General features: G+C 42.3%; 15 protein-coding genes and 1 tRNA gene. 11 read left to right on the top strand and 5 right to left on the bottom strand.

Annotation, left to right across the window (positions count from 1 at the left end; all coding sequences use genetic code 11):
• Window positions 1-191: 191 nt before the first annotated feature.
• From LQZ07_RS15165 to LQZ07_RS15155, 3 genes are all read right to left on the bottom strand, one after another.
• Window positions 192-268: transfer RNA gene (locus LQZ07_RS15165), tRNA-Pro, on the bottom strand.
• A gap of 87 nt (window positions 269-355) precedes the next feature.
• Entirely contained in the window at window positions 356-2170 is a 1815-nt protein-coding gene (locus tag LQZ07_RS15160; protein WP_152780996.1) for a DUF3413 domain-containing protein, read from the bottom strand.
• Between the two features lie 27 nt (window positions 2171-2197).
• The gene (locus LQZ07_RS15155) at window positions 2198-2419 is read right to left on the bottom strand and encodes a DUF1414 domain-containing protein (RefSeq protein ID WP_152780994.1); all 222 of its coding nucleotides are present in this window, start codon (window positions 2417-2419) and stop codon (window positions 2198-2200) included.
• 75 nt (window positions 2420-2494) lie between these two features.
• Here LQZ07_RS15155 and yejK point away from each other — a divergent pair, with 75 nt between their 5' ends.
• The 5 genes from yejK (at window position 2495) to LQZ07_RS15130 (ending at window position 8812) form a co-directional block, all read left to right on the top strand.
• The gene (gene yejK / locus LQZ07_RS15150; RefSeq protein ID WP_152780992.1) at window positions 2495-3499 is read left to right on the top strand and encodes a nucleoid-associated protein YejK; all 1005 of its coding nucleotides are present in this window, start codon (window positions 2495-2497) and stop codon (window positions 3497-3499) included.
• A 285-nt stretch (window positions 3500-3784) separates the two neighbouring features.
• Window positions 3785-4966, top strand: a complete 1182-nt coding sequence (gene malE, locus LQZ07_RS15145) for a maltose/maltodextrin ABC transporter substrate-binding protein MalE (protein WP_152780990.1) — start codon at window positions 3785-3787, stop codon at window positions 4964-4966.
• Between the two features lie 87 nt (window positions 4967-5053).
• On the top strand, window positions 5054-6685 hold the full coding sequence (gene malF, locus LQZ07_RS15140) for a maltose ABC transporter permease MalF (protein ID WP_152780989.1): 1632 nt from the start codon (window positions 5054-5056) through the stop codon (window positions 6683-6685).
• A gap of 12 nt (window positions 6686-6697) precedes the next feature.
• Entirely contained in the window at window positions 6698-7588 is an 891-nt protein-coding gene (gene malG, locus LQZ07_RS15135) for a maltose ABC transporter permease MalG (protein WP_016402572.1), read from the top strand.
• A gap of 87 nt (window positions 7589-7675) precedes the next feature.
• On the top strand, window positions 7676-8812 hold the full coding sequence (locus tag LQZ07_RS15130) for an ABC transporter ATP-binding protein (RefSeq protein ID WP_016402571.1): 1137 nt from the start codon (window positions 7676-7678) through the stop codon (window positions 8810-8812).
• 70 nt (window positions 8813-8882) lie between these two features.
• Here LQZ07_RS15130 and LQZ07_RS15125 read toward each other — a convergent pair whose 3' ends face one another.
• Entirely contained in the window at window positions 8883-9620 is a 738-nt protein-coding gene (locus LQZ07_RS15125; protein WP_152780987.1) for a PilZ domain-containing protein, read from the bottom strand.
• A 95-nt stretch (window positions 9621-9715) separates the two neighbouring features.
• On the opposite strand from LQZ07_RS15125, the gene LQZ07_RS15120 reads away from it, so the two are divergent.
• Window positions 9716-10588 (top strand): 6-carboxytetrahydropterin synthase, encoded by an 873-nt coding sequence (locus LQZ07_RS15120; protein WP_152780985.1) that lies wholly within the window; start codon window positions 9716-9718, stop codon window positions 10586-10588.
• A gap of 43 nt (window positions 10589-10631) precedes the next feature.
• On the opposite strand, the gene LQZ07_RS15115 is transcribed toward LQZ07_RS15120, so the two are convergent.
• Window positions 10632-12668 (bottom strand): methyl-accepting chemotaxis protein, encoded by a 2037-nt coding sequence (locus LQZ07_RS15115; protein ID WP_152780983.1) that lies wholly within the window; start codon window positions 12666-12668, stop codon window positions 10632-10634.
• Window positions 12669-12982: 314 nt separating this feature from the next.
• On the opposite strand from LQZ07_RS15115, the gene LQZ07_RS15110 reads away from it, so the two are divergent.
• The 5 genes from LQZ07_RS15110 to ycfP are packed head-to-tail and all read left to right on the top strand — an operon-like array spanning window position 12983 to window position 17082.
• Entirely contained in the window at window positions 12983-14443 is a 1461-nt protein-coding gene (locus LQZ07_RS15110) for a COG3014 family protein (protein ID WP_152780981.1), read from the top strand.
• Between the two features lie 13 nt (window positions 14444-14456).
• Window positions 14457-14846 carry a YcfL family protein gene (locus LQZ07_RS15105; RefSeq protein WP_016402566.1) on the top strand — a complete coding sequence of 130 codons (390 nt, stop codon included), beginning with the start codon at window positions 14457-14459 and terminating at the stop codon, window positions 14844-14846.
• 14 nt (window positions 14847-14860) lie between these two features.
• Window positions 14861-15451 (top strand): penicillin-binding protein activator LpoB, encoded by a 591-nt coding sequence (gene lpoB, locus LQZ07_RS15100; RefSeq protein WP_040307368.1) that lies wholly within the window; start codon window positions 14861-14863, stop codon window positions 15449-15451.
• 6 nt (window positions 15452-15457) lie between these two features.
• Window positions 15458-16489, top strand: a complete 1032-nt coding sequence (nagZ, locus tag LQZ07_RS15095; protein WP_152780977.1) for a beta-N-acetylhexosaminidase — start codon at window positions 15458-15460, stop codon at window positions 16487-16489.
• A gap of 44 nt (window positions 16490-16533) precedes the next feature.
• Window positions 16534-17082, top strand: a complete 549-nt coding sequence (gene ycfP / locus LQZ07_RS15090; protein WP_152780975.1) for an alpha/beta hydrolase YcfP — start codon at window positions 16534-16536, stop codon at window positions 17080-17082.
• Window positions 17083-17219 lie beyond the last annotated feature (137 nt).

Here is a 17219-nt window from a genome sequence, read left to right as displayed (position 1 = left end):
TTGTTTTTGTTACTGGGTTTGAAGAGACATCAGGTTGGACACTTTTTGACGGCAGGTTGGTTTGAAAGGTGGTAACTAAAGTGCTTTACTTTGGATAGTTTGAGCTTGTACAGCGTTTATTGGCCCAAGCAAAAGCAGACGTTTTGTAGGTGACAAAAAGCCCGTAGCTCATTGAGCTACGGGCTGCTATTTGGTCGGAACGAGAGGATTTGAACCTCCGACCCCCGACACCCCATGACGGTGCGCTACCAGGCTGCGCTACGTTCCGAATTGAGCAATGAATTTACTTAGCTATCAGAGTGCTGTCAATACACCACTTTGGTTTTTGTGCTTAAGTGTTCATTCAATGTACAAATTACTGTTGTGGTTGATAAAAACGCTTTAAGTCGTTTAATACTTGTACCAACATAGGCACAGATACACGAGCGTTGCTCGATTTTAGATCGCGATCTAACACCCGATAGCTACCTGATTGATTAAAGAGAGTAATCTGGTTGCGTTGAACAACAGCTTGTTGTTCTTGGTTACCTATTAATATCCAATCGCGCTTACGCTTCTTAAATAAGTTTTGTCCAGTGCTATAGTTTGCGCTGTTAGATGCCACTGCAAGCATTTCTTCAAGCAAGGTTGGCACTACATCGTTATGGCTAGTATCACTGTGCAATAGTGATGGGTTTTTATCTGGCCAAGATATAAATAACGGCACTTGAGTTTGATAGCGGCTAAAGTTGCTATTGTTACCCCAGTAGTTGCTATTACCATCGTTTAGCTCGTTTCCGTAGTCGGATGTTACTACTAAAATGGTGCGCTCTAATTGGCCGCTTTGAGCAAGTTGCTGGTAAACCTTGTTCAGTTGCGAGTCCACAACTGTGGCGGCATCTGAGTAATGCTGGCTTAAGGACTCAGGTGTCACTTCGCTCATGGTCTCACCGCTGCCATTGTCATAAGCAGCAACGCCATTTAGATATAAAAAGTTAAACCAAGGAAGTTGCGCATATTGGCTTTGCTGCCAGATTAGCCATTCTTGTATGGCTTTCTCGTCACCCGCAGCTCCGCCTGGCCATTTAGTCATATCGAGGTTTGAAAGCGCGCTAAAGCTGGTTCCTGCTAATTCTGGCAGGTTTAAGCCACGGCTACTAAACAATTCAATCTGATAGTTGCTGTCTTGCAGTGCAGACACCAATACAGAGCCTTGGCTTTCCGTTTTAAAGCTCGGCCAATAACTGGTTGGGATTCCGTAAAACAAACTAAATAAACCTTCTTGCGGTTTATTGCTGCCACTGTGGTGACTAAAAAACTGGCTAGAGCGTTTAGCTTGCTTCCAACTATTTGGCATTGCTTGTTGGTTAAGCATATCCCAGCGCAAGCCTTCTACTACCACCAGCATCAAATTGTAGCGTTGTTCAACTTGGTCATATTTTAGTGGTGAGATAGGGTAGCGAAGTTGTCCTTGCTGCTCTTGTTCTTGTGCTTTGATTTGTTTGTAGTAGGCGTCTACATCAAAAATGCCTTGCTCTTGTAGGAAGCTTCTCGCGGTAAGCGGGTAGAACAAGGGGTAGTTATTCTTTTGTCGAGTAATGGTGGTGTAGTTTGTCGCATCGGCCCAAGCGTGCACAAAGTGAGTTAACAAAAAGCAGATGAATAAGACACCAGCAATTGGACCACCAAGGCGTTTATGCTCTAAACGGCGTAAATACTTCCAACACAGTTTTGCGAGCCAAAGCTCTAACAGAAAGATAAAGGGTACAGATACAAACAATAAGTTAAGTGTATTGGCTTGGCTGTTTTGCTCTTCATCTACAAGTAGTTCCAACAAAGCTGGATTTAGGTGCAAATTAAAAGTAGCAAAGACCTCAGTATCAACAATCAGTAAGCTTAATCCGATGGTGGCGAACAACGCCCCAACAAAACGCAATGAGCGATTACTAGGAATAACAAAACTGAGTGGAAATAGGGTAAGCAAGAAAATAACAAAGGCAATAAAGGAAAATTGCCCTAACCAACTCACAATTAAATAGCTTTGACCTAAAAATGTTTCCGGTGGGGTAGCCAGAACCAGATAACGTAGGCCAACAATTAAGGCCAAAATTATATTTGATAAACAAAACCAGTGGCCCCAGCTTATAAGCTGAGACACTTTGTCGCGGTACTGTTTTGAGCTATTTACCATTGCGAGACAGGAAATCCTTTTGTGTGCTTATTTTGCGTCGTTAATCGAATTTTTTAATGCTTTGGCAAAGCCCTCGGTGAGCTTTTTTCTTTGCTCTGGCGCAACACGCTGATTGATCATACAGGTAGCTGCATTGCCTAGTACCATTAGCGCCAAATCAGTGGTTACATTGTGATTGTCGACTACTTTGAGTACATCATTAAGTAATTGTTCCACCTGCTCTGTGGAATATTTTGAAACTATTGCCATTACTTCTCTGCAAATTTGCTGATAAAGACGCGTATAATACCCCACCTTGTCAGCAAACACTAACAGTAAGAGACTATGAGCATTTCCTTAAAACACCTTATTTTACATTCACTAGAGCTAGTTGAAGATGGCACTATTGGGCTGCAAGCACGAGCCGAAGAAATGGCTCATAGCGAAGAGGCGCTTAGCTTAATAGAGAGCTTACATCTCAACTATAGTGGAAGAGCAGCTAAAGGCTTTGGCTTTTATAACCAAGAAAATGACAGCCCCTTTAAACAACAATTGGATGCCTTATTAAGCCAAGACGTTGATTTTCATAAATACAGTGTTGATGCTGGCACGGTATTGGTTGAAGAACTAAAGAAATATGATTTTGTAGAGCAAGGTGTATTGCTTCTGGCTAACTATGAGCATGTTGCTGGCGAGTACCTGCTTATCATGTTGCTAGAAAATAAAACCTCGCCTGCAGTAGACGATAGCTTAGAGCTTACTGCTAGCCGCTATTTAGAAACCAGTTCTGTGCAACTTGCTGCACGCATCGATATTACTGATATGCAACGTAATCCTGAATCACAGCGTTATGTTTCTTATGTAAAAGGAAGAGCTGGGCGCAAAATTTCAGATTTCTTTGTGGAGTTCTTGGGTTGTGACGATGGCTTGGATGTCAAAATGCAAAATGCCGTACTTATGCAAGCTGTTGACGATTACTGCCAAGCGACTCAGTTAGATAAAGAAGAAAAGCTTGCCTATAAAGATGAAGTTAAGTCTTACTGTGAACAACAGCTAAAAGATGGCGAAGAAATTGTAGTAGGGGAGTTGGCTAAGGCTTTACCAACTGCCGAAGAGAACGTTGATTTCTACCAGTTTGCTGCTGAGAATTACCCCCTTGAAGAACAATTTCCAGCAGATCGAACAGCACTGAAAAAACTGGCTAAATGTTTTGGTCAAGGGAAAGGGGTGTCGGTAAGTTTCGAACAAAAATTGTTAGGAGATCGCATTTTTTACGACGAAGCAACAGATACATTGACGATCGTTGGAATCCCACCTAACTTAAGAGAACAGTTGAAAAATAACAAATAAGTTAATTGGATTGCTTGAAAAGGTTATCAGTTTCAATTTTGTAGTTTAATTACTACATGGAAAGGTTTTCAAGTGTATCTGTTGGTGATTATGTTGTTTTATTACCACTGTTAGGTGGTTAAATCACCTCTTGAGGCAGGCTGCACCTCGGTTTAGGGGTTTGTAGTATAATTTCAAAAGTGCGAGCTAAGTCATGTGTTAAGCCAGCCTTATGAGCTAGAATCTAGCGCAGCAAGTTACTCTTGCGACCCAAAAATAATCATAACGACAGTTAAGGAAAGGCTAATGAAAAAGACAATTCTTGCATCTGCTATTGCGGTTGCTTCTTTAGGCATGGCATCTAATGCTTTTGCTGCAATTGAAGAAGGCCAATTAACCATTTGGGTAAATGGTGATAAAGGCTACAACGGCTTAGCTGAAGTAGGTAAACGCTTTGAAGCTGATACTGGTGTTAAAGTAAGTGTTGCACACCCAGACGATGCCCCTGGTAAATTCCAACAAGCGGCTTCAACTGGTTCAGGCCCTGATATTTTCTTATGGGCTCACGACCGTTTCGGTGACTGGGTTGATGCAGGTCTATTAACTGAACTTAAGCCAAGTGCTGAGAAAAAAGCAGCAGTAGAAGACTTTGCTTGGAACGCGGTTACTATCGACGGTAAAGTATACGGCTACCCAATCGCTATTGAAGCGGTAGGTCTTATCTACAACAAAGACTTAGTGCCAAACCCTCCTAAGACTTGGGAAGAAATCCCAGCTCTAGATACAGAGCTTCAGAAGTCAGGTAAGCACGCTATCCTATGGGATTACAACAATACTTACTTCTCATGGCCTCTACTGGCTGCGAACGGTGGTTACATCTTCAAATACGAAAACGGTGCTTACGACGTTAAAGACACTGGTGTAGCTACTGACGGCGCTAAAATGGGCGCTAAAGTAATTAAAGATCTTATCGAAAATGGTCACATGCCAAAAGGCGCTGACTACGGTGTAATGGACTCTGCCTTTAACAAAGGTGAAGTAGCAATGGTTATCAACGGTCCTTGGGCTTGGGATAACATGGAAAAAAGTGGCATCAACTACGGTGTAACTTACATTCCAACTATCAACGGTAATAAAGCTAAGCCAATGGTTGGTGTATTAGCAGGTGCGGTTAACTCTGCGTCACCTAACGCTGACTTAGCGGTAGAGTTCCTAGAAAACTACCTTGTTACTAATGAAGGCTTGAAATCTGTGAATGACGATGTACCACTAGGTGCTGTAGCACTTAAGTCGTACATGGAAGAGCTTTCAAGCGACCCTCGCATCGCTGCAACTTTCGCAAACGCTCAAGATGGTGAGCCAATGCCTAACGTAGCTGCAATGGGTAAATTCTGGTCTGCGATGGCAACATCTCTAACCAACATCACTAGTGGTCGTCAACCTCTAGAGAAAGCACTAGACGCCGCTGCGCGTCGCATAGCGAAATAATACGGTCATATTATTTCGGTCAGGAGGAGGATATTGGTCTATCCTCCTCTTTATTAATTTCGGTCAAATACAAAGGTTGTACATAAGATGGGTCTTTCTGCGTCTCCAGGTTTTATGCAGGGCAAGTATGCTTGGCTAAAACTTCTGCTGATCACGGCGATTGTATTGCTTAACGGCTATGCAATTGTTTTGATGTATGCAGGTGGTGAATATGCATTTGCATTGCTCACCCTTGTTGTTGTTTCTACCGGTGTTTACGTTTTTTTAAGCAAAAAAATGTATGCGCACAGATATATCTTCCCCGGCATTGCGGGGATGGTCGTATTTATCATCTTCCCTCTGGCATACACCATTGGAATTGCTTTCACCAACTATAGTGGCACCAACTTATTGTCGCTTGAGCGGGTAGAGCAGTTACATATCCAGAAGACTTATATGGCGAAAGGCGGTTCATTTAACTTTCAGCTACATCAAGAATCTGAAGGTAAGTATGTTCTAGCGCTGTCACAAGACGACAAATATTTTGTTACTCGTCCTGTTGAAGTAGTGTCTAACGCCGATGTTCGCGCTCGCAAATTAACGCTGCCAACTAAGCGAATTAAATTACAAGAAGTTGAGGCTTTACCTTCTAGTGAAAAAGCGCCAATTAAAGAAATTATCTCTCATCGTCAGTTCTTCAATAGCATCGTATTAGTTACGCCTAATCAAGATGAACTGGTTATGAATGGCCTTCGCAAATTCTCTGCGATGAAGCCTTTATATACACGCCTTGAAGATGGAGTAGTGCTAAAAGAGAGTGGCGCTATTTTACCAGGCCCTTCTATTCTGCGTAACAACCAGACTGGCGAGCTTATGCTGCCAAACATGGAAACAGGTTACTACCAGTACATTGATGGTGATGGCGAGTTTGTTGGTAACCGTTTAGCGCCTGGCTTTACTGTTGGCGTAGGTTGGAAAAACTTTGAACGTGTTGCTACCGATAAAGGTATTAAAGAACCGTTCATCGAAATCTTCATTTGGACAGTAATTTTTGCTGCTGCATCTGTAGCATTTACCTTAGCAATTGGTATGGTTTTAGCCTGTCTAATTCAGTGGGAAGAGCTAAAAGGTCGCGCTATTTATCGCGTAGTACTCATTCTCCCCTATGCAATTCCAGCCTTTATCTCAATCCTAGTATTTAAAGGTTTATTCAACCAAAACTTTGGTGAGATTAACGAAATCTTAAATGGCTTATTTGGCATCAAGCCAGACTGGTTTACTGACCCGGTAATGGCCAAGTCGATGATTTTGATCGTTAACACTTGGTTGGGTTACCCCTACATGATGATTTTATGTTTGGGTATGCTTAAGTCTATTCCAGAAGACTTATACGAAGCTTCTGCGATGGACGGTGCGGGTCCAATTAACAACTTCTTCAACATTACTGTTCCGTTATTAATGAAACCTCTAACACCATTATTGGTGGCTTCTTTTGCTTTTAACTTTAACAACTTTGTTTTGATTCAGTTATTGACCAACGGTGGTCCTGATATCATTGGTGCTTCGACACCAGCTGGTACAACCGACTTACTCGTAAGTTACACCTACCGAATTGCCTTCCAAGGTGACGGTGGTCAGGATTATGGTCTTGCAAGTGCCATTGCAACCCTAATTTTCTTAGTGGTTGGTGCACTAGCATTGATTAACTTGAAACTAACTAAAGCTGATAAAACGGCATAAGGAGAAGCTACTATGGCAATGGTTCAACCTAAATCATTGAAATATAGAAAACTAGCTACTCACGTAGTGCTATGTTTGTTTCTATGTTTAATTATTTTCCCATTATTAATGGTAATCACAATTTCATTCCGTACTGGTAACTTTGCGGTAGGTGAATTGATTCCATCTAACCCTACTTTAGATCACTGGCGCTTGGCCTTAGGGATTACAGTTGTAAACCCAGATGGTTCATTAACACCGCCTCCATTCCCAGTACTAACTTGGTTATGGAACTCGATTAAAGTAGCGGGTATCTCAGCCTTACTAATCGTGGCTCTATCTACTACTAGTGCTTATGCGTTTGCTCGTATGCGCTTTAGAGGTAAAGCAACCATTCTTAACGGTATGTTGATTTTCCAAATGTTCCCATCTGTATTGGCCTTGGTAGCAATTTACGCCTTGTTCAACAAGATTGGTGAATACATTCCTTGGTTGGGTCTAAACACTCACGGCGGGTTAATTTTTGCTTACCTAGGTGGTATTGCACTTCACGTGTGGACCATTAAAGGGTACTTCGAAACTATTGACCCGGCCTTAGAAGAGTCTGCTGCTATTGATGGCGCAACTCCTTGGCAAGCGTTTAGATTGGTATTGTTACCGCTTTCTGTTCCTATTTTGGCAGTAGTGTTCATTCTTGCATTCATTGGTGTAATTACCGAAGTACCAATGGCGTCTGTGTTGATGCAAGATGTTGATAAGCTCACGCTCGCCGTAGGTGCTCAACAATATCTCTATCCGCAAAACTACTTGTGGGGCGATTTCGCCGCTGCAGCTGTATTGTCAGGATTCCCTATCACGCTAGTGTTCCTAATGGCTCAACGTTGGTTGGTCGGCGGGTTAACAGCTGGTGGTGTTAAAGGTTAAATTATTTGGGCGTAGCTACTGGTGTAGCTACGCAAAACAAGATTGATTGCGAGTAAAGCAAACGCTTTATTCAGTTTGGAGCTAATAATGGCTGATGTAATTCTAAAAAATGTACGTAAAAACTACGATCCGGCAATTCACCAAGATACCTTGCGTGATATTAACCTAGATATTAAAGATGGCGAGTTTGTTGTATTTGTTGGTCCATCAGGTTGTGGTAAGTCAACGTTGCTACGTATGATTGCTGGCTTAGAAGATATTACTAGTGGTGAGCTTAACATTGGTAGTAAGTTCATGAATGACGTACCGCCAGTAGAACGTAACGTAGGTATGGTGTTCCAGTCTTACGCACTATACCCACACATGGATTTACGCGAAAACATGTCTTTCGGCCTTAAATTGAAAAAGGTTGATAAAGACACTATTAAAACTCGAGTAGATAATGCTTCTGACATTCTAGGTCTAGATCCTCTTCTAGACCGTAAGCCAAAAGAGTTAAGTGGTGGTCAGCGTCAACGTGTTGCTATTGGTCGTTGTATTGTACAGCAACCAGGCGTATTCCTATTTGATGAACCACTATCTAACCTTGATGCAGCACTTCGTGTGAAGATGCGTATCGAGATTGCTAAACTGCACAAAGAACTGCAATCAACTATCATCTACGTTACCCACGACCAAGTGGAAGCGATGACCTTAGCTGATAAGATTGTGGTACTTAGCCCACTAGACCCTAATGCTGCGACTAACTTGGAGCAATATGGTTCTCCGTTAGAGCTTTACCATAACCCAGCTAACAAGTTTGTTGCTGGCTTTATTGGTTCGCCAAAAATGAACTTCATCGAAGGCGAAATCGTAGAAACTGGTGAGCACGAAAGTAAAGTTAAGTTAGTGACTGGTGATGTTATCACTGCTGCGGTAGATACTAGCCGTGCAAGCGTAGGTGATTTAATTGAGCTTGGTTGCCGTCCTGAGCACTTGGTAGAAGATACCCATGCTCATGCAGAGAACTTCATTACAGGTACAGTAGTAGTTGCTGAACACCTAGGTTCAGAGTCTTACGTTTATATGGACGTTAAAGGCTTTGATTTCACCTTTAAAGCACGCAGTGAATTCCCAAGTAAAAATGGCGATGAACTACGTGTAGGTCTGCCAACTAAAGCTTGTTACTTGTTTGATAGCAATGGCATTGCGTTCCCGCGTACTGCCAAGTACAACAAAGACTAGAAGTTGACCGTTAATTCAAAAGCGACCCTCGGGTCGCTTTTTTTGTGCCTTAAATAGTGCTTACTCTGGCTTAACCGGGGGTTTTGTTTTCTCGTTGCACAATTTCTAAAAGTGCACTCTCAATAAATTTTTGCTTAAGGTTGTCGTCGGCATCAAAACTTAAACCGTAATGCACTTTTTCTGGTGAGCGTTGTTCTAAATGCTGATTGCAGATACTCGCGGTTATCGCTAAAGGGTCTTGGCCTTCTATTGGTAATTCTAGCGTAAATACTTGTTTGGTTAACGGCAGCGGAATAGGGCTAGACACAAAGCCACCGCCATTTAAGGACAAGTCTTTAAGCAAACCACTAAAGGATTCTTGGCTATCAGCGCTACTGCGCATATTGCAAGACAAGGAAATAGGTAAGCGACTGTGTTGGCGCAAACTGATTTTTTGCACGTTGCGCGGATAATCCAGCACTACCCAGCGGCCAACACTGCTCATTAGCTTAGAAATAGAGCCGCGATAGGCAAATATTGTAGCGTTTGGGTCACCTTCGTTTACAATACGAACAACAATAGACTGACCTTCTCGAATTAAATCTCTAGCTGCTTCCCAATTTTGGTCTATTCCGCGAGATAAAATCACACACATTCCTGGCTCAATACCAATTAAGCGACTTCTTAAACGCAACGGCTTTGTAGGAGTGGGTATTTGTAGATGCACTTCGGTTTGACAAGGAAGGGCATTAAACTGCTTGAGAAGTTCCGGTGCTATAGGGTCCACATCGATATCTATCGTTTCTATGACATAGTTTAACCATATCATAGATCTACGCTGTTTGGATTAGAGAGCATTGAGGCGATGACTATTCTATGCGCTTACCGTTATAATGAGCCGCATTCGCGTTTATGAGCAGCACTATGAAATTATTTGTAAAAGATTTAACCGTAATTGACTCTACCTACCTTTGCCCTGATCGTGGCTTAGTGGGAGAGAGTTGGTTAGTAGACATAGAGTTAGGTGGTTCACTTAATGATATGGATATGTTGTTAGATTTTGGCCAAGTTAAAAAGCTGATTAAACGTTTAATCGATGAAAAGGTCGATCACAAACTGTTGGTGCCTATTCGCTCTCCTCTATGTAAGGTGAAAACAGGCGAAGGTTATACCCAATTGGACTTCATGCGACCGCATGGAAAGAGCATTCATTTACGTTGCCCTGACGAAGCGTATACCTTTATTGACTCGGTAGAGGTGAGTAACGAAGCCTTAACCGCGTATGTAAAAAATGTAGTTTTAGAGCAGCTGCCGGCGAATATTCAAGATCTGGCTATTACCTTAAGACACGAATCTATCGATGGCCCTTATTATCACTATAGCCACGGCTTGAAAAAGCACGATGGCAATTGTCAGCGTATTGCTCATGGGCATCGTTCCACTATCGAAATTCAGGTAGATGGGGAGTATGACATTGACTTAGCCACCAGTTGGGCGATGAAGTGGCGCAACATTTACCTTGGTAGCGAAAGTGATGAAATTAGCCAGCAAGATATTAGTTTTTACCAGCAGCAAGCCTGGCAAGATCATTACGCGTTTGCCTATCAATCGCCGCAAGGTTTTTTTGAACTGGTGCTCCCTAAACAAGAAACAGACATTCTGCCCTGCGAGACTACCGTCGAGAATTTAGCTGCGTATATTGCGTCTACCCTCGCTAAGGTGATGGAAGGACATAGCTTGAAGGTTATAGCTTACGAAGGGGTAGGAAAGGGGGCGATATCAGAGGTTTATCGCTAATAAAAAAGGCTCCTTTAGGAGCCTTTTTTAATTGCAGCGCAATCTACAGGGTAAAGCGTTTAACTAGTGAATCTTGTTGTCCTGCTAATTCACCAAGCTCTTCACTTGTGCTGGTCACTATTTCAATGCTTTGGTAGTTCTCATCACTAATATCTGAGATACGGTTAAGATTGTTGGATATTTCAGCGCCGGTGGCTTGCTGTTGTTCTGCTGCAGCGGCAATTTGGCTACTCATATCAGAGATTTGAGTAATAATGCCTTGGATTTCTTCCATTGCCCCGTTAGCGTCAGAGCTTTGAGAAATACTAGCTTGCATTTCAGAAGAACACTCCGACATAACCGATACTGCGCGTTGAGCGCTTTTCTGTAGGTTTTCAATCATAGATTGAATTTCGGTTGTTGAGTTGGTGGTTTTCTGCGCCAATACTCGCACTTCGTCAGCAACTACTGCAAACCCACGACCTTGCTCACCGGCTCGAGCGGCTTCAATAGCGGCGTTTAAGGCTAACAAGTTAGTTTGATCGGCAATGCCTCTGATTACATCTAAGATTGAACCAATACTGTTACTCATGCTGTCAACTTCACCAATAACCGAACTACTGTGTTCTAATTTTTCTGATAATTGGTGAGTAGTCGTAATGTTGTTGCTCATTACTTGTCGACCAGAGTTTGCAGCTTCTTCAACTTCCATTACTTTTTCTAAAGTAATGTTAGCGCTCTTGGCTACTTCTCTAACCGATTGCTCCATTTGCGTCATAGCTGCTGCAACAGACGCTGTTTCTTGGCGTTGATTATCCAATTCAACTTTGGCGGTATTAAGGGTAGTGGAGTTACCGTTAGATACATTAGAGAGACTTTCAGCGGCCTGGCTAATATCATTAAGAACCGAGCGCATTTGCTCCATCATGCTGTTGGCAGAATCAGCTAGTTGGCCAAATTCGTTGGTACTTTGGTACTTAACAGTTTCGGTCATATCACCGGCGGCTGCCGCTTTAAGGGTCTTAAGTAATAAGTTAAGTGGTTGTTTAATAGAACTTGCAACGTTCCAAGCAACCAATAAGGCTAATGGAATAACTATTACCATCGCAGTAATTAGCTGAATGCGGCTAGACTCCAACATCTTGTTGGCATTTTCTGAGGCATTGTCTACCTGAGCGTTTGCAATGTCGTTAATACTAGAAAGCTGGCTAATGGCTTCAGTAATTTGAACAGAGGTCTCACTTACACGTTGAGCAATGGCTTCGTTGTCTTGTGTTACCTTTAGGTGAGCAGCTAACACACCATCAGATTTGGTCGAGTCCTTAACGAACTGGTCAATCTGATGGCCCATATCGTTACGTAGTTCAGGAATTTCTTCTTCTAGATCAGAGGTGGCGCTCAAGAAGTTTTTGATTAGCTTGTTGTTGCGCTTAAGGATTACAGATACTTTTTTAGACTGGCTAGTATTTAAGCCTTCTAAGGTATTTAGCTCAATAACGGCCATAGCGTTCAAGAAGCTCTCAGCCGCCCAGCGAATGTAATCATCGTTCAGTGCAGCTACTTTATCTGATAGGTTTTTCTTAAGTTGCGGTAGCATTACCGACAATTGGTTGGTACTGCGCTTAACCGATTGTAAGTCTTCCAAGTAATTAATGTTGTCATTCATTACCTGTTTAGCTACTTGGAAGTAATTTTGGTCCAGAGCATTAAGCGCGTCTAGGCGAGATTCTAACTCGTTATTGCCTTCCGACATTGAACGTAAAGTGCCAAGTGAAGAAATAAAAACGAGTTCACTTTGTTCAAAAGCTTCGCTACTAGCTTTAATAACCTCTGCTTCGCTAGAGGTTAGAGCATCTTTAAAGTATTTATCTGCAGTGAGCAAATCTACCGCAAATTGACTACTTTGTAACACTAATGGAGTGGCTTCTTCTGTTACGGTATCAAGCTGTTGGTTAAAGCGACTGCCAGTTTGTAACGACAATACATTGGTGAGTACCATCATTAAAACCAGAAAGCCAAAACCAATGTTTACTCGATGAACAATAGAAATATTTTTAAAAAATTGGAGCGATGAGGCTACGTTCAGTGACTTTTTTTTCATAATTCCTCGACCAACCGATCTTGTTAGCTATTTATAGTTTTTATATTGTTTTATTTTGTTAAAAGTATGCCCTGTGTTGGCTGTTCTTACTATGTAAGAGATCACAACTCTACTCGCGCAGGCCGCTTTTATACTGATATTAGCGGCTGATTTAACTAAGACTTTACCTTTTAAACTTTTATCTAAAGCTAATCGTTCAAATAAAACACAACTAGGGCGCTTTTTTGCTAAATAATCTACCGCTAGGTTGGGCCTGTATAGCAAAATAGTTTATAAAGAAGGTTCTTCATCCACATGAGTTTTAGCTTAGACAAATGGCATTTGTACCTCGCATGTTTAAGTGCATGTTAATAAACCGTCAGTTTCATCACTTTCTTTCGCATAAACCGCGAGTGTTTTTGGCTGCATTTTTTTCTAGCATAGTATTATTAGGTTGTAGTAGTGCAGTTTTCAGTGATCTTTTTGTGAGTTATGACGAGCAATTGCGTGCGAGCCGTTACCAACTAGGTTCAGGAAAATTTGAGCTAGCCTCGGACTTATTGGCCGAAGGTAAACAAGGCGATAATAGCTACTACCTTAAGCAACTAGAAAAGGGGCGGATGAGTTACTTAGCGGGCGATTTTGAACAAAGCAAAGCACATTTCACTACCGTCGACGAGCAACTTCAGTGGTTATCTCAGCAAGCGGAGTACCGTTTATCAACGGGTTTACAGAATGTTTCGGCCTTGGCGACCAACGATAACTTTATTGAGTACCATATTCCTGTTTATGAACAGGTTATGTTGCATCATTATCAGGCGATAAATTACTTGCATAGCAATGGCCTAGAGTCTGCATTAATTGAGGTACGCCGTGCGGCAATGATTCAACAACAAGCTATGCAAGAAGCACCAATTAGCCTAGAAGAGCAATTACGGGATTACACAGCACAATACGACGATTTAATGCAAGAATACCCGCAACTAAACTCCAAGAATAAAGCCCTGGATAATGCTTTTCAAAATGGTTTAACGTTTGCTCTATCTGCTGCATTGTACTTGGCGGCGGGGCAAGCGGATGATGCTTATATCGATTACCGAAAGGCCTTAGCACTGGCGCCTAACAATAGCTATTTACAAGCCGAAGTCGCGCGCCTTGGCAAGAAACTTTCAATGAGTGACTATAAAGAATATACCCCTGCAGAAGCAATTCCCTTAAGTAAACAACAAGGGTTGCTGATTGTTCTTCATGAACAATCAATTGTTGCTGCTCGCCAAGAAGCCCGTTTTACACTGCCACTTTATAACCATAATCGCTGGGAAACCTACACGGTAGCGCTGCCCATTATGAGGGGAAATGCCCAAGTAAGCATTCCGCAAAAGCTAGCCGTTAATGGTGAGCGGTTTGCTACCGAGCGTTTAGTGCAGTTTGATGACTTAGCGGCTAAGCAGTTGCAACAAGACTTACCAGGCATATTACTGCGGCAAATCTTGCGGGTTATCACCAAAGACCAATTTAGGCGAGAAGTGAACAAAGACAAAGCAGATGACGAAGAAAATTGGGCGAACGCCTTAGTCAATATTTACAATGTTGCTTCAGAGAGAGCCGATACTCGTAGTTGGCAAACCTTACCGGCTTTAGCACAGATTGCCGTTAAAGCTTTGCCTGCTGGTGAACATACTCTAGAATTTGAGGGGTTAATTGAACCATCCACAAGCATTACTTTAAGGCCCAGAAGGGTTACCTTGGTGTTAACCAATGATTTGGGTGCTCCTGCTCAAGTATTTAACTTATGAAGAGGGTAAAGCTATGAAATATTTGCTGTTACTAAGTGCATTGTTGGTTGGGTGCACCACTGATACTTCTGGAATTGCAGCCGACTCAGACAAACCTGATGGTAAACAATGGTTAATAGTAGATAACCTTAATCTAGGTCGTAAGCTCACCATTATTGATGCAGCAACCCACCAAGGTATGGATCGCCTGCGTGGTGTCGCCACAATACAATCTTTATACAAAGGTGACTTAGATTTACAGTATCGTTTTTATTGGTACGACAGTAACAATGTACAATTGAACAACGCAACAACAGCATGGACGCCGCTAAGCTTGCACGGCAAGCAACAAATTCAGGTCCAATCGGTGGCGTTAGTTCACAACGCTAACCATTTCAAAATTTATGTTAGAGAAGTTGAATAACAGAGAGATATCCCATGAAAAAACTTGTATTAGCAGCATCCGTACTGGCATTTACCTTGACTGGGTGTTCAACTCAGGTGAGCTATGGCGACCCTCAAGAAGTTGAAACTGTAGATGTTGCTTTTGGCTCGACTGATTTGCAAAAGATTGCTGGCGAAATGACTGACTCCATGATTTCATCTCCTTTGTTAGCAGAAATCACCGCCAATAACCGTCCGATTGTGTTTGTTGAACGGATCAAAAATAAAACTACTGAACACATCGATACCGAATCGGTAACTGATTCCATCAGCACCAAGTTATTGCAATCTGGCAAATTTCGTTTTGTTGATATGAGCCGCGTAAATGAAGTGCGAGAGCAGCTCGACTTTCAGAATGATGGTGGTTTAGTTGACCCCTCAAAAGCGATTGCATTTGGTCAGCAGGTCGGCGCTGAATACATGCTCTACGGTAACCTAGCGAGTATCGTAAAAACCAACAAAAAGACTAAAGACGTTTATTACAAAATGACCATGCGATTAATGGATTTAAAAACCGGCCTAGTAGAATGGGCTGATGAGACTGAGATCCGTAAGGCCGAAACTAAATCTACTTTTGGTTGGTAGTGATTAATGGGCCCACTTTTTATCGATTTACTTGGCACAGAGCTGAGTGCTGAAGAAGCTGAAATGCTCCAGCATCCTCTGGTGGCTGGGGTTATTTTATTTAGCCGTAATTATCAAGACCGAGCTCAATTAATAGAGCTAGTACGAACCATAAGAGCGGCTAGTAAGCAGCGTTTACTGATTGCTGTTGACCATGAAGGTGGGCGTGTCCAAAGATTTAGAGAGCAGTTTTCTGCCATTCCAGCAATGGGGCAAATTGCCAACACCGCCAATCAGCTAGATTTGTCTAGCGTTGAATGGTCAAAGCAATTAGGTTGGTTAATGGCGGTTGAGCTGCGAGCCTGCGACATTGATATCAGTTTTGCTCCCGTGTTAGATATTAATGGCGTGAGTGATGTGATTGGCCAGCGGGCATTTAGTGACAAGCCTGAACAGATTACTCAGCTTGCCAGCGCATTTATCGCTGGTATGTCGGTAGCAGGAATGAAAGCCACCGGTAAGCACTTTCCTGGTCATGGCAATGTAAAAGCCGATACTCATCATTTAGAGGCGCGTGATAACCGCTCTTTTGCCGACATTCAACAGCAAGATATGCAAGTGTTTGCCTCACTAATAGCCCAGAATAAGCTGGACGCGGTGATGCCTGCGCATGTTATTTACTCGCAAGTTGACGAAAAGCCAGCTGGTTTTTCTAAGATTTGGTTGCAGCAAATTCTCCGCAAAAGTCTGGCCTTTAAAGGTCTAGTATTTAGCGATGATTTAAGCATGAAGGGGGCAGCAGTGGCGGGCGATCATGTTGCTCGCGCTAAACAGGCATTAAATGCTGGCTGCGATTTGTTGCTCGCCTGTAATGATCGAGAAGCAAGCATTAGTTTGCTAGATGGTCTAGAGCATACTCAAGTTCCCGCCGGTGAGCGATTAGTAGGCAAAGCATATCCACTTAGTTGGTCTGAGTTAGAAGCGCAAGCTCAGTATAAAGAAATTGCCGCTCGCGCTGCGAAAATAGCGCAAATGAGTAGTGAAACAAACAGTTTATAAATACACTTGTTTTTAGTGTGTGATTCTAAGGAAGGTAAAGCGAGATGATTATTTATCTACACGGCTTTGACTCAACAAGTCCGGGTAACCACGAAAAAGTGCTGCAGCTGCAATTTGTCGATCCAGACGTGCGACCAATTAGCTACAGTACCATTCACCCAAGGCATGACATGAGCCATCTTCTAAAAGAAGTGCACAAACAGCTCATGTTAAGTGCTGATGAAGAAGTGGTGATTTGTGGTGTGGGATTAGGCGGCTATTGGAGCGAACGCATTGGCTTTTTATGTGGTATTCCTTCGGTGATTTTTAACCCGAATTTACACCCAGAAGTGAACATGCAGGGCAGAATTGAGCGACCAGAAGAGTACATTGATATTGCTTCTAAATGTGTATCCGAGTTTAGAACCAAGAATAAAGGCAATTGTACGGTAGTGCTGTCGGAAAACGACGAAGTTCTGGATAACAAAGTATCGGAACAAGAGCTTAAAGATTACTACCAGGTAGTATGGGATAAAGAGCAAAGTCACAAGTTTAAAGATATTAGTCATCACTTACAGTTGATTAAGTCTTTAAAACGTTTACCAAGCCTGTAGAAGCTTATATTTTTGTCAAAAGAGGGATTTAATCCCTCTTTTTTATTGCGCTCTTTTTGTGATCTTTATCAAGTTACGTATAATGAGCGCTGCTTCACCAGCAGTTCAAGGCACAAAAAATCAACTAAATGCCTTTT

Origin of the sequence: Agarivorans sp. B2Z047 (genome assembly GCF_023373605.1) — a bacterium.
Lineage (GTDB): Bacteria > Pseudomonadota > Gammaproteobacteria > Enterobacterales > Celerinatantimonadaceae > Agarivorans > Agarivorans albus.
This window is presented reverse-complemented; position numbering and strand designations above follow the sequence as displayed.